This is a genomic window from Stenotrophomonas sp. Steno-Z10-HUANG (genome assembly GCF_056393075.1).
Genome location: NZ_JBWJPA010000007.1, coordinates 180,929 through 207,718, shown reverse-complemented (window position 1 = coordinate 207,718; position 26,790 = coordinate 180,929). Strand labels below are relative to the sequence as shown.

Below are 26,790 nucleotides of genomic sequence, written 5' to 3'. Positions count from 1 at the left end.
CTGTTTCGAGGAAGTTGCCGCCGCTTCGTGGTTGCCGTCACCGGAGTGACTGGCGCCGTGAAGCGAGGGAGCGAATTCTAGACATGTTTGTGAAATGTGCAATCACTTTCTGCGTCTGCGGCGCCGGAAGTGCGTTGACGCCAGACTCGGCAAGGTCGCCCGCCGCCACGGCCCTCTGGCAGCGCTGCGGCAGGGGTCGCGGTGCTGGCGTCCCTTATATGCATGTGGGGCCATGCTTGCGGCGCGGCCGGGTGGCCGGCCGCGCCGCTGGGCCACAATGGGGGTCTTTCCTTCCCTGCACCGCACGATGGCCGATTCCACACCGCGCTCGCTGTTACGTGATCTTTCGCTCCCGGCGGTGGTGGCCGGCTTCATCACGGTTCTGGTGGGCTTCGCCAGTTCGGCGGTGATCGTGTTCCAGGCGGCGCAGGCGGTCGGCGCCGGTCAGGCGGAGATCGCCTCGTGGATGTGGGCGCTGGGCATCGGCATGGGCGTGACCTGCATCGGCCTGTCGCTGCGCTACCGCATGCCGGTGGTGACGGCCTGGTCCACGCCCGGCGCGGCGATGCTGGTGGTCGGCGCCACGGGGCTGCCGCTGTCCGACGCGATCGGCGCGTTCGTGCTGGCCGCGTTGATGGGCGCGCTGGCCGGCTTCTCCGGCGTATTCGAGAAAGCGATGCGGCGCATCCCGGTGTCGCTGGCCTCGGGCATGCTGGCCGGCGTGCTGCTGCGCTTCGGGCTGGACGTATTCGTCTCGGTGGGCACCCAGCCGTTGCTGGTCCTGGCGATGTTCGCCACCTACCTGGGCGGACGCCGGCTGGCGCCGCGCTACGCGGTGATCGCCACCCTGCTGGTGGGCGTGGCCATCGCCGGCAGCCAGGGGCTGATGCACATGGACCAGGTGCAGCTGCAGTGGGCGCGGCCGCTGTTCACGATGCCGACGCTGTCGTGGGCGGCGGTGTTCGGCATCGCGTTGCCGCTGTTCATCGTCACCATGGCCTCGCAGAACGTCCCCGGCGTGGCGGTGTTGAAGGCTTCCGGCTACGACGCGCCGATATCGCCGGTGGTGGGCTGGATCGGCGTGGTCAATACGCTGCTGGCGCCATTCGGCGGGTACGCACTGAACCTGGCGGCGATCACCGCGGCGATCTGCATGGGCCGCGACGTGCACGAGAACCGGGCGCGGCGCTACCCGGCGGCGGTGAGCGCGGGCGTGTTCTATATCGTGATCGGGCTGTTCGGGGCGACGGTGGCGGCGGTGTTCGCCGCCTTCCCCAGGGAGCTGGTCGCCACCCTGGCCGGCATTGCGCTGCTCGGGACCATCGGCAACAGCCTGGCGGTGGCGCTGAAGGATGCGGGCGAGCGCGAACCGGCGCTGGTGACGTTCCTGGTGACGGCCTCGGGGCTGTCGATGGCCGGGATCGGGTCGGCGTTCTGGGGGCTGGTGGCGGGCGTGGTCGCGTTGCTGGTGTTGCGGCGGCCGGCGCGCTGACGTTCCGGCCCTCTCGCCCACCCCTCTCCGGTGGAGAGGGGCTTCAAAGGCAAGGGCGTTATAGCGGCCGGACCTCGAATACCTGTTTCAGCGTGTGGCGGCCGCCCGGCGCCAGTTCGATCACGTCCGGGCCGACGTTGCCGGCTTCGACGCACACATAGTTGCGCCAGCCGGCGCCGATGTCGTCCATCTTCGCGGCGGCCGCTTCGCCGGCGTTCCAGACAACGGCGGAACGGCTGCCTTGGGTGGTGATGTCGATGCTGCGGCCGAAACCCGGGTCGCGCAGCACGTAGTGACCACGCGCCTGGGTGTAGATGCGGTCGCTGCGGCCGGGATCGCGCGGGTCGCGCAGGTTCCAGTCGCCCTGCTGGACATGGGCGTTGCCGCCGTCGAGCTTGTCCAGGTAGGTCAGGCCATCCAACCCGGCGACGTCGACCTTGAGCGCATCGCTGACGTTGAAGTAGTTGTGCAGCGCCTGGGTGAAGACCGCCGGCTGGCTGCCGGTGTTCTCGGTGATGAGTTCCTGTTCCAGCGTGCGGCCGATGCGCAGGTTCATGGTCAGGCGCAGCGCCAGGCCTTCCAGCGCCGGCGGTGCCAGGGTCAGCAGCACGGTGCCGTCGGCCTCGCGCCGGGCATCGCGCAGTTCCCATGGCACGGTGCGCACGAAACCGTGCGAGGGCACGTCGCTGCCCTGCCCCTGCCTGGCGAAGTACGGCCAGCACACCGGGCTGCCGCCACGGATCGGGGTGGGCGGCTGCTTCGCGGCAGGCGAAAGCCAGAGGACGTCGCGGCCGCCCGCGGGCACGAATGACAGCAGCTGGCCGCCGAATACGCTGATCGCCGCGGTGGAGAACGGGGTTTCCACCTTCCAGGCGGTGAAGCCGTTGAAATCGCCTGTGGCCAGGCCCTGCACATCCTTCATCGGAACCTTGCTCCGTACGATTGCTGAGTGGACGAACCGCGAATGGTCGGCGGGCAGCCGGAACACGGTGGGGGTTGCCTGCGTGGCCTCGCGCAACGCCTGCAGGATGCGGCTGCCGGCACGGCCATCGGCATCCTGCCAGCCCAGCCGCTGTTGTTCGAGGCGGATCGCACGGCGGGTGGCGTCGCCGACCATGCCGTCGGCGCTGCCGATGTCGTGGCCACGCGCGAGCAGCAGGCCCTGCAGTTCACGGCGCTCGGCGCGGCCCAGGCCGGGGTCATCGGTGGGCCAGGCGGCCAGCAGTCCCGTGCCGCCGCGCAGGCGGTCGGCCAGGGTGGCGATGGCCAGTGCGTAGCTCTCGGCCGCGTTGTAGGAATAGATCGCGTCGTAGTTGCGGAACACCAGCAGCGCCGGCCCCGCGCTGCCCGCCGGCAGCAGCAGCGCGGCGGGGCTGTCGTCGGCTATTGCGGTGGCCTGCAATGCGCCCCCGTCGACCCCGGTGATGCCCAGCGCGCGCCACGCCGCCAGCGGCCTGCGCTTGCCGCGCCCGGCCACGCTGGCGTCGAAACCGGCGGGAATGCGTACTTCGATGCCCCAGGGCTGGCCGCTGCGCCACCCCGACTGCTTGAGGTAGTTGGCGGTGGAGGCCAGCGCATCGGGGATGCTGGCGACCAGGTCACGGCGGCCATCGCCGTCGCCGTCGACCGCGATGCGCGCGTAGGTGGATGGCATGAACTGGGTCTGCCCGAAGGCGCCGGCCCAGGAGCCGGTGAGGCCATCGGCGACCAGGTCGCCCTGGTCGATCAGCCGGAGCAGCGCCAGCAGTTCGCTGCGGAAGAACGCCTGGCGGCGCCCGTTGCAGGACAGGGTCGCCAGCGACTGCAGCAGCGGGCGCTTGCCGGCAACCCGGCCGTAGTCGCTCTCCACGCCCCATACCGCGACCACGGTGGCCGGATCGACGCCGTACCCGGTGGCGATCCGCTCCAGCAGTGCGCGATGCGTGTCGAGCATGGCGCGGCCGTCGGCCACGCGCTGGGCATCCACCAGCGCGGCGAGGTAGTCCCAGATCGGGGTGGTGAATTCGGGCTGGGCATCAAGCAGCGCCAGCACGCCCAGGTCCGGCGTGACTTCGGCAAACAGCGCGTCGAAGCGTTCGCCGGCCATGCCCTGGGCCTGCGCCGCGGCACGCAGGCCCGCGCCGCAGCTGTCGAAGTCGGCGATGGCGGCATGCGCCTGCGGCGCCACGGCAAGCACGGCGGCCAGGCCCAGTGCCGGCAATCCCCGCAACGATTTCATGCAACGGCTCCCTGCCAGCGCGGAACGGACCCCGATGATAAGAGGCACCGCGCCTGCCGTGGGGTTCAGGCCGGCCGCAGCAGGCGCAGGCCGAACATGCGCGCGGGCGCGTCCCAGGCCGCGGCTACCCGCAGTCCGGCCGCCGCGGCCATCGCCGCGAACTGCGCGTCGTCGTACTTGTGGCTGTATTCCACGTGCATGGCTTCGTCGCGCGCAAAAGCGAAGGCCTGCCCGGCCACGTGCACCACCTGCGCGCGGCGGCTGACCAGCGAGGTTTCGATGCGGCGCCATGGCACCACGTAGCGCGCGCGATGGGCAAAGCCGGCCAGGTCGAAGTCGCTGCCGATCTCGCGGTTCAGCCGCACCAGCAGGTTGAGGGTGAAGTCGGCGGTGACCCCGGCGGCATCGTTGTAGGCGGCCTCGATGAGCGCAGGGTCCTTGTCCAGGTCGATGCCGATCAATGCCAGCCCATCCGGCCCCATCGCCTGGCGCATGCCATGCAGGATCGACACCGCCGCCGCTTCGGTGAAATTGCCCAGGGTCGAGCCGGGGAAGAACAGCAGCGTGCGCCGCGCCGCGCGGCGTGGGGGCGGCAGCGCGGGCAGCGCGGTGAAGTCGGCGCAGACCGGCAGCATCTCGATGGCGGGAAAGTCCACCGCCAGCGCGCGGACGCTGTCCAGCAGCGCGGTGCGCGAGATCTCCACCGGGGTATAGGCCACCACGTCTTCCAGTGCCTGCAGCAGCAGCCGGGTCTTGCGGCCGCTGCCGCTGCCGTACTCCACCACCCGCACCCGCGGCCCCGCATGCGCGGCGATCTGCGGCAGTGCCCGCGGCAGCAGGTCCAGCTCGGCCCGGGTGAGGTAGTACTCGGGCTGCCGGGTGATGCACTCGAACAGCGCCGAGCCGCGCGCATCGTAGAAATACTTGGAGGGCAGCGCGCGCGGCCGCGCCGACAGCCCGGCGAGCACGTCGGCGGTGATGGTGGCCCGGTCGGGACGGTGGTCCAGCAACCCCTCCAGCAACGGATCGGCACTGCCCATCTCAGAGGTCCCTGGCCAGGCGCAGGCCGGCGAACTGCCAGCGTGCCGACGGCGGGAAGAAGTTGCGGTAACTGGCACGCACGTGTCCGGCCGGCGTGGCGCAGCTGCCGCCGCGCAGCACGAACTGGCCGCACATGAACTTGCCGTTGTACTCGCCCGCACTGCCGGGCAGCGCGCGGAAGCCGGGATAGGCGGCATACGCGCTGCCGGTCCATTCCCAGACATCACCGAACAGCTGCCGCGGCATGCCGGGTTCAATGGCCGCGGCGGCTGCCGGGTGCAGCAGGCCGGCGTCGGCGAAGTTGCCGGCCAGCGGCGCTGCCGCAGCCGCGGATTCCCACTCGAACTCGGTGGGCAGGCGCGCGCCGGCCCAGCGCGCGCAGGCGTCGGCTTCGAACCAGCTGAGGTGGCAGACCGGCGCATCCGGATCCAGCGCGCGCCAGCCGCCCAGGGTGTATTCGCGCTCCAGCGCCGGGTCCCAGTACAGCGGGCGGCACCATTGCCCGGCCTGCAGCTGCGCCCAGCCGTCGCTCATCCACAGCAGCGGGTCGCGGTAGCCGCCGTCGTCGATGAAGGCGCGGTATTCGGCGTTGCTCAGCGGACGGTCGGCCAGCGCGTGCGCCGGGACCAGCACGCGGTGCCGCGGCGACTCGTTGTCGTAGGCGAAGGTGGCGTGCGCCGGCCAGGCGGGGGCGCCGATCTCGACGAGGCGTTCGGGGCGTTCGATCCACAGCGCGGGCCCGCCTGCCGGCGCGGCGCGCGGCGCCGGCAGGTCGTCGCGGTAGGCCGGCTGCAGCGGGTTGCTCCACAGCGCGTGCTTGATGTCGGTCAGCAGCAGTTCCTGGTGCTGCTGCTCGTGTTGCAGGCCCAGCAACAGCAGCCGTTGCGCCTGGTCATCCAGGCTGCCGGCGCGCAGGCACTGGCCGATGCGCTCGTCGACCCGGGCGCGGTAGGCCAGCACCTGCGCCAGCGCCGGCCGCGACAGCAGCCCGCGTTGCGCGCGCGCATGCGCCGGGCCCACGCTCTGGTAGTAGCTGTTGAACAGGACCTGCCACTGCGGGTGCAGCGGCCGGTAACCGGGCTGGCGGGCGAGCACGAACTGCTCGAAGAACCAGCTGGTGTGCGCCAGGTGCCATTTGGCGGGGCTGGCGTCGGCCATGCTCTGCACCATGGCGTCCTCGGCCGACAGCGGCGCGGCCAGGTCCAGGCTGGCCTGACGCACGGCGCGGTAGCGCTCGGCCAGCGTGGGCGGCGTTGTCGCAGCGCTGGACGCCTTCAGCAATGCGGCACTGGAAATCTGCATGCCCCCGAGCTTAGCGATGCCCGGTTAGCGCGGCGTCATCGGCGCCGGGCGGGGTTCAGGCAAGCGCGTCCAGGTAGTACCAGCGGCCGTCCTGGCGCACGAAGCGGCTGTGTTCGGCCAGGCGCACGGCACTGCCGCCGCCGATGCGGTAGCGGGCGACGAACTCCACCTCGGCGGTGTCGGTGCCGGTGACCCGGTGCCGCTTCACGTCCAGGCCCAGCCATTGCGTGCGCTGGCCCGGCGCATCCTCCAGCGACAGCACCTGCGGCCGCGTATCGGCATGCCAGGTGGCCAGCAGGTAGTCGCGGTTTCCGCTGACGTAGGCGCAGTAGCGCGAACGCATCAGCGCCTCGGCATCCGGCGCGGGCTCGCCGGCATGCCAGCGCGCGCAGCAGTGGCCGTGGGGGCGGCCGGAGCCGCAGGGACAAGGGGAGCTCGGGGTGATCGGCATGCGCGTATTTTCCCTCCCCGCCAGCGCCGCGGCCAGCCGGCACCGGCGTATGCTGTCGCGCCCCCCGTTCAGGTCCGACCATGCTGGAACTCCTGCCCGCCGAGCTGCCCTGGCTGCTCGCCATCGCCTTCGTCGCCGGGCTGGTGGACGCCGCGGTCGGCGGCGGCGGGTTGATCCAGCTGCCGGGCCTGTTCACGGTGCTGCCACAGCACACGCCGGCCGCACTGCTGGGCACCAACAAGTTCAGCTCGGTGTTCGGCACCGGTGCGGCGACCTGGCGCTACGCACGTTCGGTGCGGTTCCCGTGGCGGCCGGTGCTGCTGGCCGCGGCGACCGCGTTCGTGTTCGCCTTCCTCGGCGCCACCGCGGTCAGCCTGCTGGCCAAGGACGCGGTGCGCCCGCTGGTGCTGGCGCTGCTGATCGTGATGCTCGGCTACACGCTGGCGAAGAAGGACTTCGGCGCCCTGCACCGCCCGCGCGAGGTCGGCCGCCGCGAACTGGGCATCGCGCTGGCGATGGGCGCGGTGATCGGCTTTTACGACGGCTTTTTCGGTCCGGGCACCGGCAGTTTCCTGATCTTCCTGTTCATCCGCTTCTTCGGCCTGGATTTCCTGCGTGCGTCGGCCGCCTCCAAGGTGGTCAACCTGGCCACCAACGTGGCCGCGCTGTCGTTCTTCGTGCCCAGCGGCAACGTGCTGCTGGCCTTCGCGGTGCCGATGGCGGCGGCCAACGTCGCCGGTTCGGTGACCGGCACCCGGCTGGCGCTGCGCGGTGGCACGCCGCTGATCCGCAAACTGTTCCTGCTGCTGGTGGTGGTGCTGATCGCGCGCATGGCGTGGGACACGTTCGCCGGCTGAACGCAGCAGAACGGCCGGACCGCAGCCGACGCCACCACCACGGGCGGATGTGGATGATGGGGTGATGGCGGCCCTCCCCGGCCGCCCGGAGACCCCCATGCAACTGGATTTTTCCGGCAAGGTCGCGCTGGTCACCGGCGCCGCCTCGGGCATCGGCGAGGCCGTCGCCCGGCAGCTGGCCGCCGGCGGCGCGCAGGTCGTCGTCGCCGACCTCCACCGCGACGCCGCCGAGCGGGTGGCCGCGAGCATCGGCGCCCAGGCCCGTGCGCGCCAGCTGGACATCAGCGACGCCGACGCGGTGCGGCAACTGGTGGACGCCACCGTGGCCGAGTACGGCGGGCTGCACCTGGCGGTCAACAACGCCGGGATCGGCGGCGCCAGCCAGGCCACCGCCGACTACCCGCTGGAGGAATGGCACCGCGTGCTGGGAGTGAACCTGCACGGGGTGTTCTATTCGATGAAGTACGAGATCGCCGCGATGCTGGCCGGCGGCGGCGGGGCGATCGTCAACATGGCCTCGATCCTGGGCAGCAACGGCTGGGCCGGTTCCACCGCCTACGTGGCGGCCAAGCACGCGCTGGTGGGCATGACCAAGACCGCGGCGCTGGAGTACTCGGCGCGCGGGCTGCGCATCAACGCGGTCGGCCCCGGGTTCATCGACACGCCGCTGCTGGCCGGCATGGACCGCGCGGCCTACGACGGCCTGGTCGCGCTGCACCCCGCCGGGCGCCTGGGCAAGGCCGAAGAGGTGGCGGCGCTGACCTGCTTCCTGCTTTCCGAGCAGGCGTCGTTCATCACCGGCAGCTACCACCTGGTCGACGGCGGCTACTCGGCGCGCTGAACCGCCGCGGCCGGTGGTGGCCGCATGCGCGGGGCCCGGCGGTTGCCGTCCGTCGGGTCCAACGGCGTCTTCACTTGTCCGCTCCTAACGAATTGCTTACATATCGCCCACGCCCGTCATGGTGGCGGGCGAGGTAGTCCGGCAATCCAAGGAGCTTCCCGATGACGTCGTTATCGCTGCATCCGCACCGCCTGACCAGAGCCATACAGCTTTCCCTGTTGTGCCTGTTGCCTGCCGTCGCCACCGCACAGGAAGCCACCAGCGCCCGCACCCTGGACACGATCCAGGTCACCGGCACCCGCATCAAGAAGGCCGAACTGGAAACCCAGGTGCCGGTGCAGGTGCTCACCCGCGAGACCATCGACCGTACCGGCTACACCTCGGTGGCGGACGTGGTGCAGCACCTCACCGCCAGCGGCGCCTCGTTGAGTACCAAGCTCAATTCCAGCGGCAACTTCGGCTTCCCGCCCGATGGCGGCGGCGTCGGTGCCGGCGCGGCGACGGTGGACCTGCGCCACCTCGGCCCCAAGCGCGTGCTGGTGCTGGTGGACGGCATCCGCTGGGTCAATGAATCCTCCGGCTCGGGCGTGGGCGCGTCGGTGGACCTGAACACGATTCCGCTGGCGCTGGTCGAGCGCATCGAAGTGCTGGAGGACGGCGCCTCGTCGATCTACGGTTCCGATGCCATCGCCGGCGTGGTCAACATCATCACCCGCAAGAATGTCGACGGCGGCCACGTCGAGGTCCAGTACGGCGACTACAACCTCAAGGGCGGCGGCACCACCGGCGTGGACTTCAGCTTCGGCGGCAGCGGCGACCGCGCGCAGTGGGTGGTCGGCGCGTCGTATTTCAAGCAGAAGGAAATCTCCTCGGCCGAGTACCTGTGGGCACGCGAGCCGGTGCCGGGCACCGGGCTGGCCAACGGCAGCTCGGCCACGCCCGGAGGGCGGTCGGTATTCGCGCCAGCCGATGGCAACAACACCTACGGCGGGCTGTGCCCGTTGGCCAAGGACGACAACGGCAATCCGATTCCCGGCTCGGCCACCTGCAACATCACTCTGCCCAATGGCGCCAACTATGCCGGAAACGGTTTTCCCGGAAATTTCATTCCGTTCACCACCGCGAACCGCTTCAACTTCGCGCCGTACAACCTGCTGCTGACCCCGAACGAGCGCAAATCGGTGTTCGGCCAGGTGCGCTTCGACTTCACCCCGGCGGTCAGCGGCTGGTTCCGCGGCCTGTACAGCGAGCGCACGTCGGCCAACCAGGCGGCGCCGGAGCCGATCTTCCTGGGCACCGATGCCGGCGTGTACAACGAATGGGCCGAGACCCGGCTGGTGATTCCCGCCAACCAGCGCTACAACCCGTTCGGCTTCGACCTGACCACCATCGGCCCGGACGCCAACCTGTTCCTGATCGGGCGCCGCCCGGTCGAAGGCGGGCCGCGCCGCTACGAGCAGGACGTCAAGACCTGGTACGCCGCCGGTGGGCTGGACGGCAGCTTCGAGGTCAACGGCCGGCCGTGGAGCTGGGACATCAACGCCATGTCCAGCCAGAGCAAGGCCACCCAGACCAACACCGGCAGCTACAACATCAAGCACATCAACCAGGCGCTGGGCGACCCGGCGGCGTGCGCGGCCATCGCCGGCTGCGTGCCGCTGAACATCTTCGGCGGCCCCGGCACCATCACCGCGGACATGCTGGCGTGGATCTCGCCGGTGGTGCGCGACCGCAGCAAGAACACCCTGAGCCTGGCCTCGGCCAACATCACCGGCGAACTGGCCGACCTGTGGGCCGGGCCGCTGTCCTTCGCCGCCGGTGCCGAATGGCGCCGCTACAAGGGCGAGTATTACCCCGACCCGATCACCGTGGCCGGCGAATACAACGGCGTACCGTCGGGCGTCACCATCGGCAGCTATTCGGTGAAGGAAGCCTATGCCGAGTTCGACGTACCGCTGGCGCGCGGTGGCTTCTGGGGCAAGAGCGTGGACCTGAGCGTGGCCGGCCGTTATTCGGACTATTCCACCTTCGGCGGCACCGGCACCGGCAAGATCGGGCTGCGCTGGCAGCCGGCCGATGAACTGCTGCTGCGCATGTCCTTCGCGCAGGGCTTCCGCGCACCGTCCATCGGCGAGTTGTACGGCACCCTGAGCCGCTTCGACGCCACCCTGGTGGACCCGTGCAACAACGCCGCGTCCACCACCCCCAAGTGCGTGGCCGATGGCGTGCCGCCCGGTTACGAGCAGGTCAACCCGCAGATCTCGGTGGTCACCTCCGGCAACCGCGACCTGCAGCCGGAGAAGAGCCGTTCGTTCATGGCCGGCGCAGTGTGGAGCCCGGGCTGGGCCGAGGACAGCGGCTGGGCCAGCAAGCTGGACCTGGGCGTGACCTTCTACCGCCACACCATCGACGGCGCGATCCAGGCACCGGACGCACAGGCGATCCTCAACCGCTGCATCGACAGCCGCGACGCGGTGGCCTGCGCCAGCTACACCCGCAACGAACGCGGGCAGATCGTGCGTTTCGAGGACATCCTCGCCAACCTGGGCACGATCAACACCAGCGGCTGGGACTTCAGCGCGCACTGGCTGCTGCCGGAAACCGGCTGGGGGCAGCTGGGCCTGGACTGGAAGGCCACCTGGGTCACCCGCTACGAGCTGGTCAACGAGTCCGGGCAGGCCGAACCCAAGCGTCCCGGGGTGGAGGTCAACGACAGCTCGATCCCGGAATGGACCTCCAACCTGACCGCCAACTGGGACTACCGCAACTGGAACGCGAGCTGGTCGCTGCGCTACGTTGACCGCCTGCGCGAAAGCTGCGCCGGCGCCAACGGCTTCCCGATCTGCACCGACAGCGCGGCCGACCTGCACTGGCTGGGCGCCACCACCCTGCACGATGCGCAGGTCAGCTGGCGCACCGATGCGTGGATGAAGGGGCTGAAGATCACCGTGGGCGTCAACAACGTGTTCGACAAGAACCCGCCGATCTGCCTGAGCTGCACGCTCAACGGCTACGACCCGGGCACGTACGACCTGCCCGGCCGCTACAGCTACGCCCGGCTCAGCCTGGATTTCTGAGCCGCGGCACCGGCAACGCCGACAGGACGACAAAGGGAGCCGCCAGGCTCCCTTTGTCTTTTGCTGCTCTGCTCTGCTCCGCTCCGCGACGGCCGCCGCTTACCGGCGGTGCTGGTGCGCCGCGTCCAGCTGGGCCAGCCGGCGAGCGGTGGCGTCATGCACGTCCAGCAGGTCGGCGCGGATTTCCCACAGACCGGCCAGCAGCAGCAATGCCAGCCAGGGCCAATGGCGGCGGAACAACGCGCGCATCGTCATCGCAACCTCCTGTCGTCAACGCATCCATCGTGAAACGCAGCCCCGGAGCCGCGCAACGCGGCTCCGGGCGGCCCCCGGCCCTAGCGCAGCAGCGCGCCGGCCAGCCCCATCAGCACCAGCAGCGTCACCGGCAGCATCGACAATACGAAGCCCAGCCCGCGGCTGGACGGGGCGCTCACGTAGGCGCGCCAATAGATGAAACGGCCGACCAGGTACACCGCGCCGATGCCGGCGACCCAGGCCGCCGGCCAGAAGCGCGCGGCGACGAACAGTGCCGGCAGCAACGCGACCAGCAGCTCCAGGGTGTTCATCTGCACCCGGTAGGCGCGCTCGAAGCCCTCGTGGCCACTGACCGCCGGCGCCTTGACCCCGTAGCGGCCGCGCGCGCGCCCGACCATCGCGCCGAAGAACAGGTACTGGGCCACTGCCAGCAATGCCACCAACTCTACGTAATGCATGGTTTCTCCGGGATGTTCGCGGGAATGCGGGGCGCGGGCTCCGCGCCTGCCGGTCGCCTGGCGCGCGGCTCAGCGCCGCGCGTGGCCCACTTCGATGAAGCGCAGGAACTCGGCGCGGGTGCGGGCATCGTCGTGGAAGCTGCCGCGCATGCGCGAGGTGACCATGCTGACGCCGCGCTTGTGGATGCCGCGGGTGGTCATGCACTCGTGCGAGCCCTCCACCACCACGCCCACGCCCAACGGCTGCAGCACGTCCTGGATGACGTCGGCGATCTGCGCGGTCATCTTTTCCTGCACCTGGAAGCGGCGTGCATAGGCCTCGACCACGCGCGCCAGCTTGGAGATGCCGACCACGCGGCCGTTGGGCACGTAGCCCACGTGCACGCGGCCGATGATCGGCGCCATGTGGTGCTCGCAGTGGCTTTCGTACTCGATGTCGCGCAGCACGATCATCTCGTCGTAGCCGGCCACTTCCTCGAAGGTACGCGCCAGGTATTCACGCGGATCGTCCTGGTAGCCCTTGAACCAGTCGCCATAGGCCTCGGCCACCCGCCGCGGGGTGTCCAGCAGGCCCTCGCGGGCGGGGTCTTCGCCGGCCCAGCGCAGCAGGGTGCGCACGGCCTCCTCGGCCTGGGCCTGGGTGACGGACGGGTTGTTGGAGTCGGCCATGGGTGACGGCGCCTGGATTGCGGGGGTGGACATGCTACCAGCCGGGTGCCGCCGGGGCATCGCGGGCGGCGCCCGGAAACGACGAAGGCGCCCACGGGCGCCTTCGTCCTCGGCGTCGACGCGCTGCGGTTACTGGCCGAGCACGCCCTTCACGTAGGCCACGATCTCCGCGTCCTGCGCGTTGTCGAAGAACGCCTGCTGGAAACGCGCGCCGCCCACGGCCTGCTTCACCAGCGCCGGGTCGATCGACTTCAGGCCGGCGATGAAGTCCTTGGAGGCACCCTGCTTGACCTGCGCCAGGATGCCGGCGTTGGTCATCTGCGACTCCCGGCGCTCGGCCGGGTAGCCCTGGCCACGCTCGCCGGCGAAGGCCTTCTCGAAGATGTAGCGGATGTTGATCTCCGCGCCCCAGCCGTAGCCCTTGGCGAACGGCAGCGACAGCGCGTTGCCGTTGTTGACCTGGGCGAACAGGAAGGCATCGGTCGGCTCGATGCAGTAACCGCAGTACACGCCCGGCCAGGCGTTGAGCGACATCAGCGCGCCCTGCCCGGTGCCGCAGCCGGCGACCACGAAGTCCACGGCCCGGGCGTTGAGCAGCAGCGCGGCGCAGATGCCCAGGTGGATATAGGTCAGGCGGTGGTCGTTGTCGCCGTCCATGCCGACGTTGAACACCTGGTGGCCCTGCGCGGCGGCCACGGTCTGGAGCTGTTCCAGCACCACCGGGTTCTTGGCGGCCTGGCTGAACTCCTGCATCAAGGCGATCTTCATTGCGTCACTCTCTGTTCGATGGGGAAATGCGTGGCGCGCGGCCGTGGCCGCGCACCGGGGATGCCGGATCAGCGCGCCAGCCAGCCGCCGTCGACCGGGATGACCGCGCCGTTGACGTAGTCCGAGGCGCTGGAGGCGAGGAACACGGCCGTGCCGCCGAGGTCTTCCGGCCTGCCCCAGCGGCCGGCCGGGATGCGGTCCAGGATCGCCTTGTTGCGGTCCTCGTCGGCGCGCAGCTGGGCGGTGTTGTCGGTGGCCATGTAACCGGGGGCGATGGCGTTGATGTTCACCCCCTGCTGCGCCCACTCGTTGGCCAGCAGCCGGGTGATGCCGGCGATGCCGCTCTTGGACGCGGTGTAGGACGGCACCCGGATGCCGCCCTGGAAGGACAGCATCGAGGCGATGTTGATGATCTTGCCGCGGCCCTGGGCGATGAAATGCCTGCCGGCGGCCTGGCACATGAAGAACGCGGACTTGATGTTGACGTTCATCACGTCGTCCCAGTCCTTTTCGCTGAACTCCACCGCGTCGGCGCGGCGGATCAACCCGGCGTTGTTGACCAGGATGTCCAGCCCGCCCAGGCCCTCGACGGCTTCGCGCACCACGCGCTCGACCGGTTCGATGCTGATCAGGTTGGCCTCGATGTTGACGAAGCGGCGGCCCAGCGCACGCACCTTCCCGGCGGTCTCCTCGGCCGGGACGATGCCGGCGCCAGCGATGTCGGCCCCGGCGGCGGCCAGCGCCAGCGCGATGCCCTGGCCCAGGCCGGTATTGGCACCGGTTACCAGCGCGACCTTGCCTTCGAGGCTGAATGGATTCGTCATGGTGTTCCTCTCCCTGAGCGGTGGTACGGGGGTGGGTTGCAGTGCCGCGTCCGGCCCGGTGGGCGATGCGGCGCGGTGGGTGCGCGTGGCGGTCCTGGTCGGTCCCGCCGGCTGCGCTGCGGAGCCATCATAGCCAGTTTGGTAACCGGTGTCATTCCGCGCCGCGGAATACTGGCTTTCCTTTCCGGAACAATGGCTTGGGGTCAATCCAGGGGCGGTTGGCAGGAATCGCGCACGATCAGGTGCGGGCGCACGCTGGCGATCTGCAGTGCGGCCTGGCCCTCGGGCTGGATCAGCATCGCCGCGGCGGTGCGGCCGGTATCGCGGGTATTGCGCCGCACCGAGGTCAGCGACGGCCACAGCCGCGAGGCCAGCGGGCTGTCGTCGTAGCCGACCACCGACAGCTCGCGCGGGATGTTGATGCCGGCGCGCATGGCGACCTTGTAGACGCCGGCGGCCATCTCGTCGTTGCCGGTGAAGATCGCGGTCGGGCGCTGCTTGCCGAGCAGCAGCTTCTCGGCCGCGGCCACGCCCGATTCGAAGGTGTAGCCGGCTTCGATGATGCGCGCCGGCGGCAGTTCGATGCCACGCCGCTGCAGCGCGTCGATGAAGCCGGCGGTGCGCTCGTGGGCCGAGCGGTAGGCCGACGGGCCGGTGATCAGGGCGATGTCGCGGTGGCCGAGCGAAAGCAGGTAATCGGCGGCCTCGGCGGCGCCGTCGCGGTCATGGGTGATGACCATCTGCGAGGTGTCGTCCAGCGGCAGCGAGGCGATGCGGGTGTAGCGGCAGCCGATCTCCTCCAGCATGTCGGCCAGCGCCTGGTCCTCGGACGCGCGCGGCACCAGGATCACGCCGTGCAGCTTCTGCTGCTGCACGAAGCGCTTCACGCCCTCGATGTAGCCGGGGCTGCGGGTGTCGCAGGGGTGCACCACCAGCTCGAAGCTGGAGCCGCGCAGCGCGTCGAGCGCACCGTACTGCATGTCCACCACGTACTGCGCGGTGGGGTTGTCGTAGACCATGCCGATCAGGAACGAGCGCCGGAACGCCAGCCCGCGCGCCAGCGGATCCGGTGCGTAGCCGACCTCGCGCATCAGCGCCTCGACCTTCTCGCGGGTGTCTTTGCGCACCAGCGGCGAGTTGTTGATGATCCGCGACACCGTCTTCTTGGACACACCGGACAGGCGCGCGATGTCGTTGATGGTCGCGGCCCTGCCCAGCGGCCGGGTCGTGGCGTCGGAATCGGCCTTCTTGCGCAATGACATGTCCTTGCAAACCATCCAGCGGAACGGGGTTCTGGCGGCGCCGCGCCCCCGTGGGGCACGGCGATGTGAGCGGCGCGGCGGCTTCCTGTCGCTGCCGGCGGCATCCGCCGGCGGCAGGGCAGGGAACCCGCGCCAGGCAGTGATGTTAGCCCGAGACGCCGCCGCGGGCCGGAAACGACGCCGGCCCGTTGCGGCCGGCCCGGCTCAGCCGCGCAGCAGCGCCGGCAGCCACAGCGACAGCTGCGGGAAGAACGTCACCACCAGCAGCACCGCCAGCCCGGCCAGCCAGAACGGCCAGATCGTCTTCATGCTCTGGCCGACGGTGATCTTGCCGATGGCGGTGCCGATGAACAGCACCGAGCCCACCGGCGGCGTCACCAGGCCCAGGCCGCCGGTCAGCACCAGCACCAGGCCGAAGTGGATCGGGTCGATGCCATAGGCTTTGGCCACCGGCAGGAAGATCGGGGTGCAGATCAGGATCATCGGCGCCAGGTCCATGAACGTGCCCAGCAACAGCAGCATCACCACGATCATCAGCAGCACCATGAACTTGCTGTGCGCGAACGACTGCAGGAACGCCACCGCCGCCGCCGGTACCTGCAGGTAGGCCAGCAGCCAGCCGAACACCGCCGCGGTGGCGATCACGAACAGGATCACGCCGGTACTGCGCGCGGCATGGGTCACCGTGTCCAGGAACGCGCGCCAGCGCAGCTGCCGGTACAGCACGGTGGTGACCAGCAGCGCGTAGACCACGGCGATGGCCGCCGACTCGACCGCGGTGAAGATGCCGGCGCGGATGCCGACGAAGATCAGCGCCACCAGCCCCAGCCCGGGCAGCGCGGCGACCAGCCGCAGCAGCACCGCGCGCAGGCCAGGAAAGGCTTCCACGCCATAGCCGCGGCGCCGCGCCACGGCGTAGCCGGTGAGCATCAGCACCACCGTCATCAGCAGCGCCGGCACCACGCCGGCGGCGAACAGGTCGGCGATGGACAGGCCGCCGCCGGCCGCGGCCGAGAACAGGATCAGGTTGTGCGACGGCGGCACCAGCAACGCCACCAGCGCCGCGGTGATGCTGACGTTGACCGCGAAGTCGCGGTCGTAGCCGCGCTGCACCATCTGCGGGATCATCGTGCCGCCGACCGCCGAGACATCGGCGATGGCCGAGCCGGAGACGCCGCCGAAGAACAGCGAGGACAGGATCGAAACCTGGCCGAGGCCGCCGCGCAGGCGCCCGACCAGCGACGCGGCCAGCGCGATCAGGCGCTCGGAGATGCCGCCGCGCATCATGATCTCGCCGGCGAAGATGAACAGCGGGATGGCGATCAGCGAGGCCGAACCGGTGCCGGCCGAGATCTGCTGCACCAGCACCACGCTGGGCAGGTCCAGGTAGAGCAGGGTGACCAGCGCGGCGGCGGCCAGCGCATAGGCGACCGGCACGCCGATCAGCAGCAGCGCGGCGAACACCGCGAACAGGATTGCGATACCCATGGTTCAGCGGTCTCCTTCGATGGCGGCCGGCCGCAGCGCCAGCCACAGCCGGTTCAACGCGAACACCACCATCAGCGCGCCGCCCAAGCTCAGCGGCAGGTAGTTCACGCTCTGCGGCAGGTGGGCGCCGGCGGCCTTGATGTGCAGGCCGTCGATCCACAGCACCCAGCCCCACCAGGCGATCACCGCGCCGATGCTGGCCACCACCAGCGGCACCAGCGCATCGACCACGCGCCGCGCCAGCGGGTTGAGGTGCTCGGCCAGCAGGAAGAAGCCGAAGTGGCGGTGGGTATGCACGCCCGCGGCCGCGCCCATGCTCATCGCGGTGCTCAGCAGCAGCAGCGTCACCGGCTCGGTCCAGCTGGGCGAGTCGTTGATCACGTAGCGGGCGAACACCTGCCAGCCCTGCACCACCACCAGCCCCAGCAGGGCGACGACGGCAACGTGGATGACGACGGTGGCCAGGGCTTCCAGCGCGCGCTGCGGGCCGGCCTGGGTACTGCGGAAAGTGGCTTCGGTCATCGCGGCGGATCCTCAGGCGAAATCGCGGATGCGGCGGTGCAGGGCGGCGATCTCCGGCTGCTGCAGGTAGTCGCGCAGCAGCGGCGCGGCGGCCTCGCGGAACGCGGCGATGTCCACCGCGTTGGCCTTCACGCCATGCGCCAGCACCGCCTGCCGCGCCTTGTCCTCGGACGCATCCCATTCGCCACGCATCACCTGCACCGACTGCCGCGCCAGCTCCAGCAGCAGGCGACGGTCGCCGGAGGCCAGCGCGTCGAAGCTGCGCCGCGACATCAGCAGCACGTCCGGCGCGTACGAATGCTGGCTTTCCGACCAGTAGTGCGCGGCCTCGAAGTGGCGGCTGGAGTGGAAACTGCGCATGTTGTTCTCGGCGCCGTCGATCATGTGCGTCTCCATGCCGGAGAACGTGTCGCCCAGCGACATCGGCGTCGGGTTGGCGCCGAACAGGCGCATCAGCTGCAGGAAGATGTCCGAGCTGGCCACGCGCAGCTTCAGGCCGTGCAGGTCGCGCGGGGCCACGATCGGATGCTTGGTGTTGTAGAAGCAGCGCGCGCCGGAATCGTAGATCGCCAGGCCGACCAGGCCGCGCTGCTCGAAGCCGGCCAGCACCGCGTCGGCAATGCCGCCGTCCAGCGCGCGGCGCATGTGCGCGACCGAATCGAACACGTAGGGCAGGCACAGCGCGCGGGTCAGCGGGAACGCGTTGTTCAATGCCCCCGAGTAGACCCGGGTGATGTCGATGGCGCCGAAGCGCGCCATGTCGATCGCTTCCGACTCGCGGCCAAGCTGGCCGGAGTGGTACTGCGCCAGCCGCAGCCGGCCGCCGGTTTCGCGCTCGAGCTGCTGCCCGATCCATCGGACCGCGGTGACGGTGGGGTAGTCCGCCACGTGGACGTCGGAGGCGGTGAGCAGGCGGCCCTCGCCGGCAGCCCCGCGGCCACCGCCCGCACAGGCCACCAGCGCCGGCGCGGCAAGCGCGCCCAGCCCGGTGGCAAGAAAATTTCTGCGATTGATCATCGAACCCCCTCCACGTGCATCCATCGTGGCCGCCGCTCAGCCGGCGGCCACCGCTCTGCAGGCAATCTCGCCATGGCCCTCGAAGCGGATCACGGCCTGCTGGCCGACCGCAATGTCGTGGATGCCGGTGGCGTTGCCGGTGGCGATCAGGTCGCCGCGGCGCAGCGGCCGGCCGCGGCGCGCCGAGCGCGCCAGCGCGAACGCATAGGCCGCGCGCAGGCCGCCGGGCAGGTTGCCGGCGCCGCCGGTGCCCACGACCCCCCCGTCGATCTCGGTGCGCGCCAGCAGCCGCGCTTCGTCCAGCCGCGTCCAGTCCACGATTTCCGTGCCCAGCACCAGGCCATTGTTGTTGCCGAAGTCGGACACCACCACCCGCGGCCCCAGCACGTTGATCGTCGCCAGCGGGCTGCTGGCTACTTCCACCCCGGTGAACAGGCGCGCGGGCAGGGCGGCGGCCTCGGCTGGCGTCCAGTCGAGCTTGCTGGCCGGTGCGTCGGCGTCGAGCCGCAGCACGTACTCGGCCTCGACCGCGGCGAACCCGCCGGCGCCGGAGAACACCGGGATGTCCACGATGTCACCGGTAGCATTCCAGAGCTGGCGCGCGAACACCGGGCCCAGCAGGCGCTCGTCGCCGGACGCGTCGCGGCGCTCGGGCGCGATATAGCCGACCTTCCAGCCGACCACCGCATCGTCCCAGCGGCCGATCGCCAGGTCCTGCACCTGGTAGGCGGTGACCAGGTCGGCCGGGATCGCGCCGGGAAAATCATCGAGCGAACGCCCGGCGCGGCGCGCGTCCACGAACTGGCGGGCGATGTCGTCCAGCGCGGCGGTCGGGGCCGGTCGGCCTTGGTCGATGCTCAAGTGGCTCTCCTGGTGGCGTTGCTGCACCGCCCATCGACAGTGCTGTGGGTGCTGTATATGGTAAACCGGTGTCATCTGGCAATACGCATCGCATCACGGCCATCCCCGTTCCGCATCGCGAGACTCCCCATGTCCCTGACCCTGCTTGGCAGATCCTTGTTGTTATTGGCTTTTTGCCTGAATTGCGATGGAGCCAGCGCCGCCACGGGTGACGGCCCGGACGGTGAACCGGTCGCGGGATCGGCGCGGCGGGTCGCGCTGTGGCCGAACGGGGTGGCACCGGGGGACAAACCTCTCGCCCGGGCCGCGCGGATCGTCGAACGCAGTACCGACCCGGCGCTCCCGGACCGCTACATCACCCATGTCAGTGCGCCCTACCTGGTCATATACCGGCCGGCCCGGCCCAACGGCACCGCACTGCTGGTGACGCCCGGTGGCGGCTATCAGCGCGTGGTGCTGGACAAGGAGGGCTCGGCGCTGGTGCCGGCCTTCGTCGAGCAGGGCGGCATCACCCTGTTCGTACTGCGCTACCGGCTGCCGGGCGAGGGGCGCGACGACCGCGAGGCGGCGCTGGCCGATGCGCAGCGCGCATTGCGCCTGATCCGCGCGCGCGCCGGCGAGTGGCAGCTGGACCCGCGGCGCATCGGCGTGATCGGCTTCTCCGCCGGCGGGCACCTGGCCGCGCGGCTCGGCAACGGCTTCGACCAGCCCGCCTACCCGGCCACCGACGCCATCGACCGCGCCAGCGCGCGCCCGGATTTCCAGCTGCTGGTGTATCCGGTAATCGACATGGCCGGCGCGGACGCGCACCCCGGTTCGCGCGAACGGCTGCTCGGCGCGCGACCGGAGCCGGCGCTGCAGCGGCGTTATTCGATGCAGGACCAGGTCCGTGCCGACACGCCACCCACTTTCCTGGTGCATGCCGGCGACGATGCGGCAGTGCCGGTCGGCAACAGCCTGGCGTTCTATTCGGGCCTGCTCCGCGCCGGGGTCCCGGCCGAGCTGCACGTGTTCCCGCACGGCGGCCATGGCTTCGGCACCCGTGGCATCGCCGGCCTGACCACCGCCGCCTGGCCGCGGCTGGCACTGGACTGGATCGCCGCGCAGGGAACGGAGCGCACGCCATGAACGCCAGGCCCGACGATCCGCAACGGCGCCGGCTGCTGCGCGCCGGCGCACTGTGTTCGCTCGGCGCGGGGCTGGCCGCTGCGGTCCCGGCCGGCGCCGCGCGCGGGCAGGCGAGCCCGCTCGCACGCGTGCGCGGCGGCCGTATCGCCGGGCAGATCGAGCGGGGCATCCATGTGTTCCGCGGCATTCCCTACGGCGCGGACACCGCACCTCGGCGCTTCCAGCCGGCAGTACAGGAAGCTCCCTGGCGCGGCATACGCGACGCCTTGGCCCATGGCCCGGCGGCGCCGCAGACCAGTGGCGAAGGCCCGGGCAGCGAGGATTGCCTGTATCTCAACGTGTGGACGCCGGCCCTGCGCGACGGCGGCCGCCGCCCGGTGCTGGTGTACCTGCACGGCGGCGCTTACAACAACGGCTCGGGCAGTGATCCGCTGTATGACGGCGGCAACCTGTGCCGGCGCGGCGACGTGGTGGTGGTCAGCGTCAACCACCGGCTCAACGTGTTCGGCTACCTGTACCTGGGCGGCCTTGGCGGCCCGGCGTTCGCCGATTCCGGCAACGTCGGCCAGCTGGACCTGGTGCAGGCGCTGCAGTGGGTGCGCCAGCATGCAGTGGAGTTCGGCGGCGACCCCGGCAACGTCACCGTGTTCGGCCAGTCCGGCGGCGGCGCCAAGATCGCCACGCTGATGGCGATGCCGGCGGCGGCGGGCCTGTTCCACCGCGCCTGGACGATGAGCGGCCAGCAGGTCACCGCCGCCGGGCCACGCGCGGCGACGCAGCGCGCGCGGCGCGTGCTGGAACACTTCGGCCTGCGCGACCCGCAGGCGCTGCGTACGCTGCCGATGGAAGCGCTGCTGGACGCGGTCAAGCTGCGCGATCCGTCGTGGGTCGAGGACACCGGCCTGTACTTCGGCCCGGTACTGGACGCGCGGCACCTGCCGGTGCACCCGTTCTGGCCGCAGGCGCCGCTGCAGTCGGCCGCTATCCCGATGGTCATCGGCAATACCCGCGACGAAACCCGCGCGTTCCTCGGCAACGATGCGCGCAACTTCACACTCGACTGGGAGGCACTGCCGGCGAAGCTGGAGCGCGAGCAGTTCGTGGACCTGCCGGTCGCGGAGGTGATCGCCGCGTACCGGCGGATGTACCCGCACTACACGGCGTCGGAGGTGTTCTTCGCCGCGACCACCGCCGGCCGCTCCTGGCGCGGCGCGGTGGAGGAGCTGGAAGCGCGCGCACGCCAGGGCGCGCCGACCTGGGCCTACCAGCTGGACTGGTACGACCGCGGCGGCGACGCCAACCGGCTGCGCGCTTTCCATACCCTGGACATCCCGCTGGTGTTCCACAACACGCACCAGCCCGGTTCGCGCACCGGCACCCGCGCGTCGGCCACGCGCATGGCCGACGCGATGAGCGATGCGCTGCTGGCGTTCGCCCGCCACGGCGACCCCAACCACGGCGGGCTGCCGCGCTGGGAACCGTACTCGCTGCAGCGCCGGCAGACCCTGGTGTTCGACGACGACAGCCGCCTGCAGGACGACCCGCGGGGCGGCGAGCGCCGGCTGTACGGACAGGTGCCGTTCGTGCAGCGCGGCACGTCATGAGCCGCACAGGCCGCCCGGCCATGGCGGCAGCGAACGGTTCGTTCACCGGTTTGCCCTAGACTGGCGGCATGATTTCAGATGCAAACGGCTACCCCGGCTTCACCGGCCGCGAACGACTGGTGGCGGCGATCGATGCCGCCATGGGCGCGGCCGATGTCGGCGGCACGGTGGCGCGGATCGAACACGCCCTGCGCGAGGCCATCGCCGACCCGGCGATCGTGCTGCCGGCATGCGTGCACGAGCCGATTACCGACCACTACGCGCGCCGCGAGCTGTACCGCAGCGCGCGCCACGGCTACAGCATCATCGCCATGACCTGGGGGCCCGGCCAGGGCACCCCGCTGCATGACCATGATGGCCTGTGGTGCGTGGAAGGCGTGTGGCAGGGCGCGCTGCGGATCACCCCGTACCGGTTGCGCGAAGACCATGGCGACATCGCCCGGCTGCAACCCCTGCCCGGCGTGGACGGTACGCGCGGCAGCGCCGGCAACCTGATCCCGCCGGATGAGTTCCATGTGCTGCGCAACGCCAGCGACACTGAGCTCGCGATCTCGGTACATGTCTACCAGCGGCCGATGGAGCACTGCACGGTGTTCGTTCCGGAAGCGGGGCAAGCGGACTGGTACAGGCGCGAAAGCCGTCAGATGCAGACAGACACCCCGTAGATGCGGGGCTTGCCCCGCATGAATGCTCCCGGTAATGCCCCGTGCCGGGCGAGCCCGGCACCTACGGTGTGTTCGCAGCGGCGCGCGAAGGCCGCAGATGCATACCGATATCCCCGTAGATGCGGGGCTTGCCCCGCATGCAACGCACCCGGTAATGCCCCGTGCCGGGCGAGCCCGGCACCTACGGCAGCGGCAGGCGGTTGTTGAGCAGGGTCACTTCCTCGGCGTCGCCGTCCTGCAGCACCCGGACGCTGGCGCCACGGCGGTCGAGGCCGGCGGGCAGCGGCAGTTCCAGGGTGAGCGTGCGCGGCTGCAGGTCCGATGGCGCTTCCAGTGCCGGGATCGCGACGCGCGCCACCTCGCGGCCGCGCGCATCCTCGAGCCGCGCGTGGCCGGGCCGGGTGGCGACGTGGCCCAGGCTGTGCACGGTCAGGCGCACGCGTCCGTCCAGGACCTGCAGGTCGCCGCGGCCGATGCCGAGGTCGGCACGGGTTTCCACCGGCGTGCCCGCGGCGATCCGTTCGAACTCGAACACGTGCGCCTGCTTCGGCGCGAAACGCAGGGCGGTGGACGCGCTGCGCTCCAGCGCCACCTCGCGCACCTGCGGCTTGCCGTCGATCCGGTCGTCGCCGTCGCGGTCGATGCCGCTGCGGATGCGCCAGGTGCCGGCGGCGATGTTCCAGCCGGTCATCGTCGCCTCCAGCGGCACGTCTGCCATGTTCCAGGCGATCACCTTGAAGCGTTCGCGCGAGGGCGCGTGCACCAGCAGCGCCACCTGCTCGGCCGCGCCGGGGCGGGCGAAGCGCCAGCTCACGGTGTGCCCGGGGAAACTCTGGTTGCGCTTGAGCGCGATGCCGCCCAGGCGCAGGCGCTGCAGGAACTCGCTGGGCGCCTCGACGCGGTCGCTCCACCAGTGGCCCTCGGTGTTCATGTACTCGCGCTGGGCCTTGGCCTGGATGCCTTCGGCATGCAGGGCTTCCAGATACGATTTGTCGCCGCTCAGCTGCCACGCGGTGACGGCGGCGAAGCCGGTGTCGCCCTTGTCGGCGGCGGCGACCAGCTGCCGGCCCCAGTCCTGCTGGCGGCCGAGCACGTCGATGATGTTCTCGCCCAGGTTGGACAGCGCGCCGGGGCCGCCACGCTGCACGCGGTAGTCCAGCGCCTTCAGGTAGCGGTCGTCGCCGCTCCAGCGCCACGCCGCCCAGAACGTGTGCATGACGTCGCCGGCGCCCGAACCCTGGTTCAGTTCGCCACCCCGGGTCTTGCCGGTGGCCCAGTGGATCTCGTTGGGCAGCGTCCAGCGGCCGGTGTCGTCGGTATAGGCGTGGGCGAGGTAGCTGTCGGCCAGTCCGGTGACCAGGGTGCGGCCGGTCGGGTCGGCGTTGTACTCGCCCAGCAGGAACGCCGGGTGCAGCGCCGGGAACGAGTAGGGCTTCTGCCACTGCCAGTTCGGCTCGCGGTAGACCTTGTTGCCACCGAACCAGTTGCTGGAGAACAGCAGGTGGCCCTGTGGGTTGCGCAGGATGATGCGCTCGTCGAACGCGCGCACCGTTTCCATCAGCCGCTCGACGGTCAGCGGGTCACCCCAGTTGAGGTAGAGCATGGCGCTGTTGGCATTGATGCCTTCCTCGTAGGCGTGCAGTTCGTCGGTCTCGATGGTGCTCAGGCCGTTGGCGAACATGCCGTTGCGGTACACCGCGTCGGACAGTGCGGTCAGCGAGGCATTGAGGCGGTCCGGCTCCACGCCCATCAACGCCAGCCCCGGCCACTGCTGGGTCAGGTCGGTGTCGTCGGAAATGCCGCCGCCGAAGTCGCCGTACTCGACCTGGCGGTGGTCGATCCACCAGTCGACGAAGCGGCGCACGCGCCTGAGATCCTCCAGCTGCCGGAACGCCCACAGCGGCGCGCCCTTCGGCGGCTGCGGCTGCTGGAACGGCGGCCGGCCCTGGCTGTTGTAGCTGATGTAGTTCCAGTACAGCCGGCCCAGCGCGTGGTCCGGGTCCACCCGCAGCAGGTCGCTGAGGTCGGCATATACCCGCGCGTACAGGCGCTGGCGCTTGGAGGTGGTGTGTTCCTCCACCAGGAAACCCCAGTTGTCGCGCACCTGGTTGAAGCGGTCGGCGACATGCTCCCGCAGCGCCTCGCTGCGGTCCTTGAACACCAGCCGCACCTCGGCGCCGTCCAGCGAGGCGGCGTTGAAGCCGGGCGCGGCCGCGGCAATGGCGATCCACAGGCTGTCGGCGGTAAGGATGCGGTCGCGCAGGTCCAGCCACAGCGTGCGCGGCTGCCCGGGGCGGACCGAGACCGACACGTCGATCATCTCGCGCGCCGGCCAGATCGGGTCCTTGATGCGGATGTTCAGCGGGATCACGCCGCCGCCGGGGCCGTCGTGGGTGGCGGGCAGGTCCAGCGCCGGCAGGTCGATGGCGATGCCGTCCAGGCCATCGTGCATGTTCTCCCAGCTGTGCGCCCAGCTGCGGATCAGCGGCTGCGCCGCCGGGGCGTCGCCGACCCCGGACGGCACCAGTATGTGGACGATGGGCCGCGGCTGCGCCGGAAGCGTGTCGGCGCTTCGCTTGCGCGAACCGGCACCCTTGGGCAGCGCCATCACCACGCTGCGCTCGTCCGCTGCGAAGCGGCCATCGATGTAGTCGCGCAGCGCGGCGATGTTGGTGTAGTCCGGCAGCACGCGGCTGTCGATCAGGTAGCGCTGCTTGACCGTGCCCTGCGGCTCGGCGGCATCGCTCACGTGGTAGCCCCAGATCTCCTGGATCGGCGTTTCCTGCTCGGCATTGGAAAAGCGCAGCGTGCCGCCGGTCTGGGCGGGGAACTCATCGACGCTGCGGACCACGCCCCGCGGCCGGGTGAACAGGGTGCCGGCATCGCCGCCGAGCGTGCCGAAGGCGGCACCGCGGATCTCGATGCGGTTGATGGCTTCGCCATCGGGCACGGTCAGGTCCAGGTGCTGGCCACCTTCGACATAGGTGTTCCAGTCCGGCAGCTGGAAGTAGTCGTTGCGGCCGGGCAGGCGCGAGCGGTTGTAGACGCCGGGCCAGGTGGTCTCGGCGATGCCGTCGGTCCCCTTCCACATCCATTGTTTCTTGTCCTTGACGTCGGCGAACTCGACCTTGCGGATCGTCGTCACCGCCGCGTCCAGGAGCGGCGGCGGCGCGCTCTCCCAGCCGTAGCGGTGCCACCACGCACGCTGCGTGGCGCCCGCGGTCTGGCCCGCGTCCGGTGCCGCATTGCGTGCCAGTGCGGCCACGCCGGTGGCGTCGAGCATGCGGTCGTAGACGCGGATCTCGTCGAAATCGCTGCCGCGCAGAAAGTTGTAACGGCTCTGCACCTGGTAGGGCGCCATCACCCGCCCGGCCAGGCCGAGCTGGTCGAGCGCGGCGTCGTAGTCGCCGGTGGTATCCACGCGTGCCACTTCGCGGCCGTCGAGGAACAGGCGCACGCCCTGGTCCTCGTCCCAGGCGAAGGCGATGTGCTGCCACTGGTCGGGCGACGGGTTGCGGTCCAGGCGGAAGGAGACACGGGTCCGCGCCAGGTTGGCATCGGTGACGAAGGCATCGAAACCGTGGCCGTTCCAGTCGATGCGCAGCCAGGTCATGTCCCAGCTGCTGTGGTCGGCGTAGCCGACGCGGAAGATCACGAACGGCGCCTCGCCCACGGCGTAGCGCGGGCGCCAGAAGAACGACAGGGTGCCGCGTTCGGCGCGGATGTTGCCCGGTGCGTTCCACGACAGCACGCCGTCGTCTTCCCAGCGAATCGCGCGGCCATGGGCACCGTCGTCGACCAGGCTCACCTTGTCCTGGAAGTTGGGAACGGCATCGCCCTGCGCCTGGTCGGCGACGAAGCCGTGGTCGGCCGATACGCGGAACAGCAGGTTCGGCGGGGAAGAAAGCGCCGCCGCCGGGAGCGCGGACGACAGCGCGCAGGCCAGCAGCAGGGTACGCGACAGCGGGCGGGTGGAACGTGGTGACATCG

The 26,790-nt window shown here is 70.5% G+C and carries 22 protein-coding genes; 7 read left to right on the top strand and 15 right to left on the bottom strand.

Annotation, left to right across the window (positions count from 1 at the left end; genetic code table 11):
- Positions 1–307 precede the first annotated feature (307 nt).
- Entirely contained in the window at positions 308–1,492 is a 1,185-nt protein-coding gene (locus AC06E6_RS11585) for a benzoate/H(+) symporter BenE family transporter (protein ID WP_478061427.1), read from the top strand.
- Positions 1,493–1,550: 58 nt separating this feature from the next.
- On the opposite strand, the gene AC06E6_RS11580 is transcribed toward AC06E6_RS11585, so the two are convergent.
- From AC06E6_RS11580 to AC06E6_RS11565, 4 genes are all read right to left on the bottom strand, one after another.
- A complete protein-coding gene (locus tag AC06E6_RS11580; RefSeq protein WP_478061425.1) occupies positions 1,551–3,710 on the bottom strand; it encodes a lytic murein transglycosylase in 2,160 nt (719 codons plus the stop codon).
- A 65-nt stretch (positions 3,711–3,775) separates the two neighbouring features.
- Entirely contained in the window at positions 3,776–4,750 is a 975-nt protein-coding gene (gene egtD / locus AC06E6_RS11575) for an L-histidine N(alpha)-methyltransferase (RefSeq protein ID WP_293758802.1), read from the bottom strand.
- 1 nt (position 4,751) lies between these two features.
- Positions 4,752–6,029, bottom strand: coding sequence for an ergothioneine biosynthesis protein EgtB (gene egtB, locus AC06E6_RS11570; RefSeq protein ID WP_478061435.1), 1,278 nt, complete (start codon positions 6,027–6,029; stop codon positions 4,752–4,754).
- Between the two features lie 79 nt (positions 6,030–6,108).
- Positions 6,109–6,504 (bottom strand): YchJ family protein, encoded by a 396-nt coding sequence (locus AC06E6_RS11565; RefSeq protein ID WP_104937624.1) that lies wholly within the window; start codon positions 6,502–6,504, stop codon positions 6,109–6,111.
- An 80-nt stretch (positions 6,505–6,584) separates the two neighbouring features.
- Here AC06E6_RS11565 and AC06E6_RS11560 point away from each other — a divergent pair, with 80 nt between their 5' ends.
- The 3 genes from AC06E6_RS11560 (at position 6,585) to AC06E6_RS11550 (ending at position 11,279) form a co-directional block, all read left to right on the top strand.
- A complete protein-coding gene (locus AC06E6_RS11560) occupies positions 6,585–7,361 on the top strand; it encodes a sulfite exporter TauE/SafE family protein (RefSeq protein ID WP_161614282.1) in 777 nt (258 codons plus the stop codon).
- Positions 7,362–7,458: 97 nt separating this feature from the next.
- Positions 7,459–8,202: an SDR family NAD(P)-dependent oxidoreductase gene (locus tag AC06E6_RS11555; RefSeq protein ID WP_478061422.1), complete on the top strand. Its 744-nt coding sequence runs from the start codon at positions 7,459–7,461 to the stop codon at positions 8,200–8,202.
- Between the two features lie 161 nt (positions 8,203–8,363).
- Entirely contained in the window at positions 8,364–11,279 is a 2,916-nt protein-coding gene (locus AC06E6_RS11550; protein WP_478061420.1) for a TonB-dependent receptor, read from the top strand.
- A gap of 99 nt (positions 11,280–11,378) precedes the next feature.
- Here the strand turns inward: AC06E6_RS11550 and AC06E6_RS11545 are convergent, their stop codons facing one another.
- From AC06E6_RS11545 to AC06E6_RS11500, 10 genes are all read right to left on the bottom strand, one after another.
- Positions 11,379–11,534 carry a hypothetical protein gene (locus tag AC06E6_RS11545; protein ID WP_158681773.1) on the bottom strand — a complete coding sequence of 52 codons (156 nt, stop codon included), beginning with the start codon at positions 11,532–11,534 and terminating at the stop codon, positions 11,379–11,381.
- An 80-nt stretch (positions 11,535–11,614) separates the two neighbouring features.
- On the bottom strand, positions 11,615–11,992 hold the full coding sequence (locus tag AC06E6_RS11540; protein WP_104937620.1) for an MAPEG family protein: 378 nt from the start codon (positions 11,990–11,992) through the stop codon (positions 11,615–11,617).
- A 69-nt stretch (positions 11,993–12,061) separates the two neighbouring features.
- Positions 12,062–12,661 (bottom strand): GTP cyclohydrolase I FolE, encoded by a 600-nt coding sequence (gene folE, locus AC06E6_RS11535; RefSeq protein ID WP_054661311.1) that lies wholly within the window; start codon positions 12,659–12,661, stop codon positions 12,062–12,064.
- A gap of 129 nt (positions 12,662–12,790) precedes the next feature.
- Entirely contained in the window at positions 12,791–13,429 is a 639-nt protein-coding gene (locus tag AC06E6_RS11530) for an RpiB/LacA/LacB family sugar-phosphate isomerase (RefSeq protein ID WP_054661308.1), read from the bottom strand.
- Between the two features lie 68 nt (positions 13,430–13,497).
- Positions 13,498–14,253, bottom strand: coding sequence for a 2-dehydro-3-deoxy-D-gluconate 5-dehydrogenase KduD (kduD, locus tag AC06E6_RS11525; RefSeq protein WP_104937618.1), 756 nt, complete (start codon positions 14,251–14,253; stop codon positions 13,498–13,500).
- 203 nt (positions 14,254–14,456) lie between these two features.
- Positions 14,457–15,515, bottom strand: a complete 1,059-nt coding sequence (locus AC06E6_RS11520; protein WP_104940059.1) for a LacI family DNA-binding transcriptional regulator — start codon at positions 15,513–15,515, stop codon at positions 14,457–14,459.
- A 204-nt stretch (positions 15,516–15,719) separates the two neighbouring features.
- A complete protein-coding gene (locus AC06E6_RS11515; RefSeq protein ID WP_478061415.1) occupies positions 15,720–17,003 on the bottom strand; it encodes a TRAP transporter large permease in 1,284 nt (427 codons plus the stop codon).
- A 3-nt stretch (positions 17,004–17,006) separates the two neighbouring features.
- Positions 17,007–17,525, bottom strand: a complete 519-nt coding sequence (locus AC06E6_RS11510; RefSeq protein ID WP_409476099.1) for a TRAP transporter small permease — start codon at positions 17,523–17,525, stop codon at positions 17,007–17,009.
- Between the two features lie 12 nt (positions 17,526–17,537).
- Positions 17,538–18,542 carry a TRAP transporter substrate-binding protein gene (locus AC06E6_RS11505; protein ID WP_478061413.1) on the bottom strand — a complete coding sequence of 335 codons (1,005 nt, stop codon included), beginning with the start codon at positions 18,540–18,542 and terminating at the stop codon, positions 17,538–17,540.
- Between the two features lie 36 nt (positions 18,543–18,578).
- The gene (locus AC06E6_RS11500; RefSeq protein WP_478061412.1) at positions 18,579–19,403 is read right to left on the bottom strand and encodes a 2-keto-4-pentenoate hydratase; all 825 of its coding nucleotides are present in this window, start codon (positions 19,401–19,403) and stop codon (positions 18,579–18,581) included.
- A 129-nt stretch (positions 19,404–19,532) separates the two neighbouring features.
- Between AC06E6_RS11500 and AC06E6_RS11495 the strand changes: the two genes are divergently transcribed.
- The 3 genes from AC06E6_RS11495 (at position 19,533) to AC06E6_RS11485 (ending at position 22,800) form a co-directional block, all read left to right on the top strand.
- The gene (locus tag AC06E6_RS11495; RefSeq protein WP_478061411.1) at positions 19,533–20,531 is read left to right on the top strand and encodes an alpha/beta hydrolase; all 999 of its coding nucleotides are present in this window, start codon (positions 19,533–19,535) and stop codon (positions 20,529–20,531) included.
- Positions 20,528–22,135, top strand: coding sequence for a carboxylesterase/lipase family protein (locus AC06E6_RS11490; protein ID WP_478061409.1), 1,608 nt, complete (start codon positions 20,528–20,530; stop codon positions 22,133–22,135). The genes AC06E6_RS11495 and AC06E6_RS11490 overlap by 4 nt, the downstream gene beginning before the upstream one ends.
- Before the next feature lie 68 nt (positions 22,136–22,203).
- The gene (locus AC06E6_RS11485) at positions 22,204–22,800 is read left to right on the top strand and encodes a cysteine dioxygenase family protein (RefSeq protein ID WP_478061407.1); all 597 of its coding nucleotides are present in this window, start codon (positions 22,204–22,206) and stop codon (positions 22,798–22,800) included.
- A gap of 181 nt (positions 22,801–22,981) precedes the next feature.
- Here the strand turns inward: AC06E6_RS11485 and AC06E6_RS11480 are convergent, their stop codons facing one another.
- A complete protein-coding gene (locus tag AC06E6_RS11480) occupies positions 22,982–26,788 on the bottom strand; it encodes a LamG-like jellyroll fold domain-containing protein (protein ID WP_478061405.1) in 3,807 nt (1,268 codons plus the stop codon).
- Between the last annotated feature and the right edge of the window lie 2 nt (positions 26,789–26,790).

What these genes read in the sequence shown, in the direction of transcription:
- AC06E6_RS11560 (WP_161614282.1), top strand. Translation starts at nt 6,585, where the DNA reads ATGCTGGAACTCCTGCCCGCCGAGCTGCCCTGGCTGCTCGCCATCGCC.
- AC06E6_RS11530 (WP_054661308.1), bottom strand. Translation starts at nt 13,429, where the DNA reads ATGAAGATCGCCTTGATGCAGGAGTTCAGCCAGGCCGCCAAGAACCCG.
- AC06E6_RS11480 (WP_478061405.1), bottom strand. Translation starts at nt 26,788, where the DNA reads ATGTCACCACGTTCCACCCGCCCGCTGTCGCGTACCCTGCTGCTGGCC.
- AC06E6_RS11550 (WP_478061420.1), top strand. Translation starts at nt 8,364, where the DNA reads ATGACGTCGTTATCGCTGCATCCGCACCGCCTGACCAGAGCCATACAG.
- AC06E6_RS11555 (WP_478061422.1), top strand. Translation starts at nt 7,459, where the DNA reads ATGCAACTGGATTTTTCCGGCAAGGTCGCGCTGGTCACCGGCGCCGCC.
- AC06E6_RS11495 (WP_478061411.1), top strand. Translation starts at nt 19,533, where the DNA reads ATGTCCCTGACCCTGCTTGGCAGATCCTTGTTGTTATTGGCTTTTTGC.
- AC06E6_RS11580 (WP_478061425.1), bottom strand. Translation starts at nt 3,710, where the DNA reads ATGAAATCGTTGCGGGGATTGCCGGCACTGGGCCTGGCCGCCGTGCTT.
- egtD (WP_293758802.1), bottom strand. Translation starts at nt 4,750, where the DNA reads ATGGGCAGTGCCGATCCGTTGCTGGAGGGGTTGCTGGACCACCGTCCC.
- AC06E6_RS11565 (WP_104937624.1), bottom strand. Translation starts at nt 6,504, where the DNA reads ATGCCGATCACCCCGAGCTCCCCTTGTCCCTGCGGCTCCGGCCGCCCC.
- AC06E6_RS11490 (WP_478061409.1), top strand. Translation starts at nt 20,528, where the DNA reads ATGAACGCCAGGCCCGACGATCCGCAACGGCGCCGGCTGCTGCGCGCC.
- kduD (WP_104937618.1), bottom strand. Translation starts at nt 14,253, where the DNA reads ATGACGAATCCATTCAGCCTCGAAGGCAAGGTCGCGCTGGTAACCGGT.
- AC06E6_RS11515 (WP_478061415.1), bottom strand. Translation starts at nt 17,003, where the DNA reads ATGGGTATCGCAATCCTGTTCGCGGTGTTCGCCGCGCTGCTGCTGATC.
- AC06E6_RS11520 (WP_104940059.1), bottom strand. Translation starts at nt 15,515, where the DNA reads ATGTCATTGCGCAAGAAGGCCGATTCCGACGCCACGACCCGGCCGCTG.
- AC06E6_RS11505 (WP_478061413.1), bottom strand. Translation starts at nt 18,542, where the DNA reads ATGATCAATCGCAGAAATTTTCTTGCCACCGGGCTGGGCGCGCTTGCC.
- AC06E6_RS11585 (WP_478061427.1), top strand. Translation starts at nt 308, where the DNA reads ATGGCCGATTCCACACCGCGCTCGCTGTTACGTGATCTTTCGCTCCCG.
- AC06E6_RS11540 (WP_104937620.1), bottom strand. Translation starts at nt 11,992, where the DNA reads ATGCATTACGTAGAGTTGGTGGCATTGCTGGCAGTGGCCCAGTACCTG.
- AC06E6_RS11545 (WP_158681773.1), bottom strand. Translation starts at nt 11,534, where the DNA reads ATGACGATGCGCGCGTTGTTCCGCCGCCATTGGCCCTGGCTGGCATTG.
- AC06E6_RS11485 (WP_478061407.1), top strand. Translation starts at nt 22,204, where the DNA reads ATGATTTCAGATGCAAACGGCTACCCCGGCTTCACCGGCCGCGAACGA.
- folE (WP_054661311.1), bottom strand. Translation starts at nt 12,661, where the DNA reads ATGGCCGACTCCAACAACCCGTCCGTCACCCAGGCCCAGGCCGAGGAG.
- AC06E6_RS11510 (WP_409476099.1), bottom strand. Translation starts at nt 17,525, where the DNA reads ATGACCGAAGCCACTTTCCGCAGTACCCAGGCCGGCCCGCAGCGCGCG.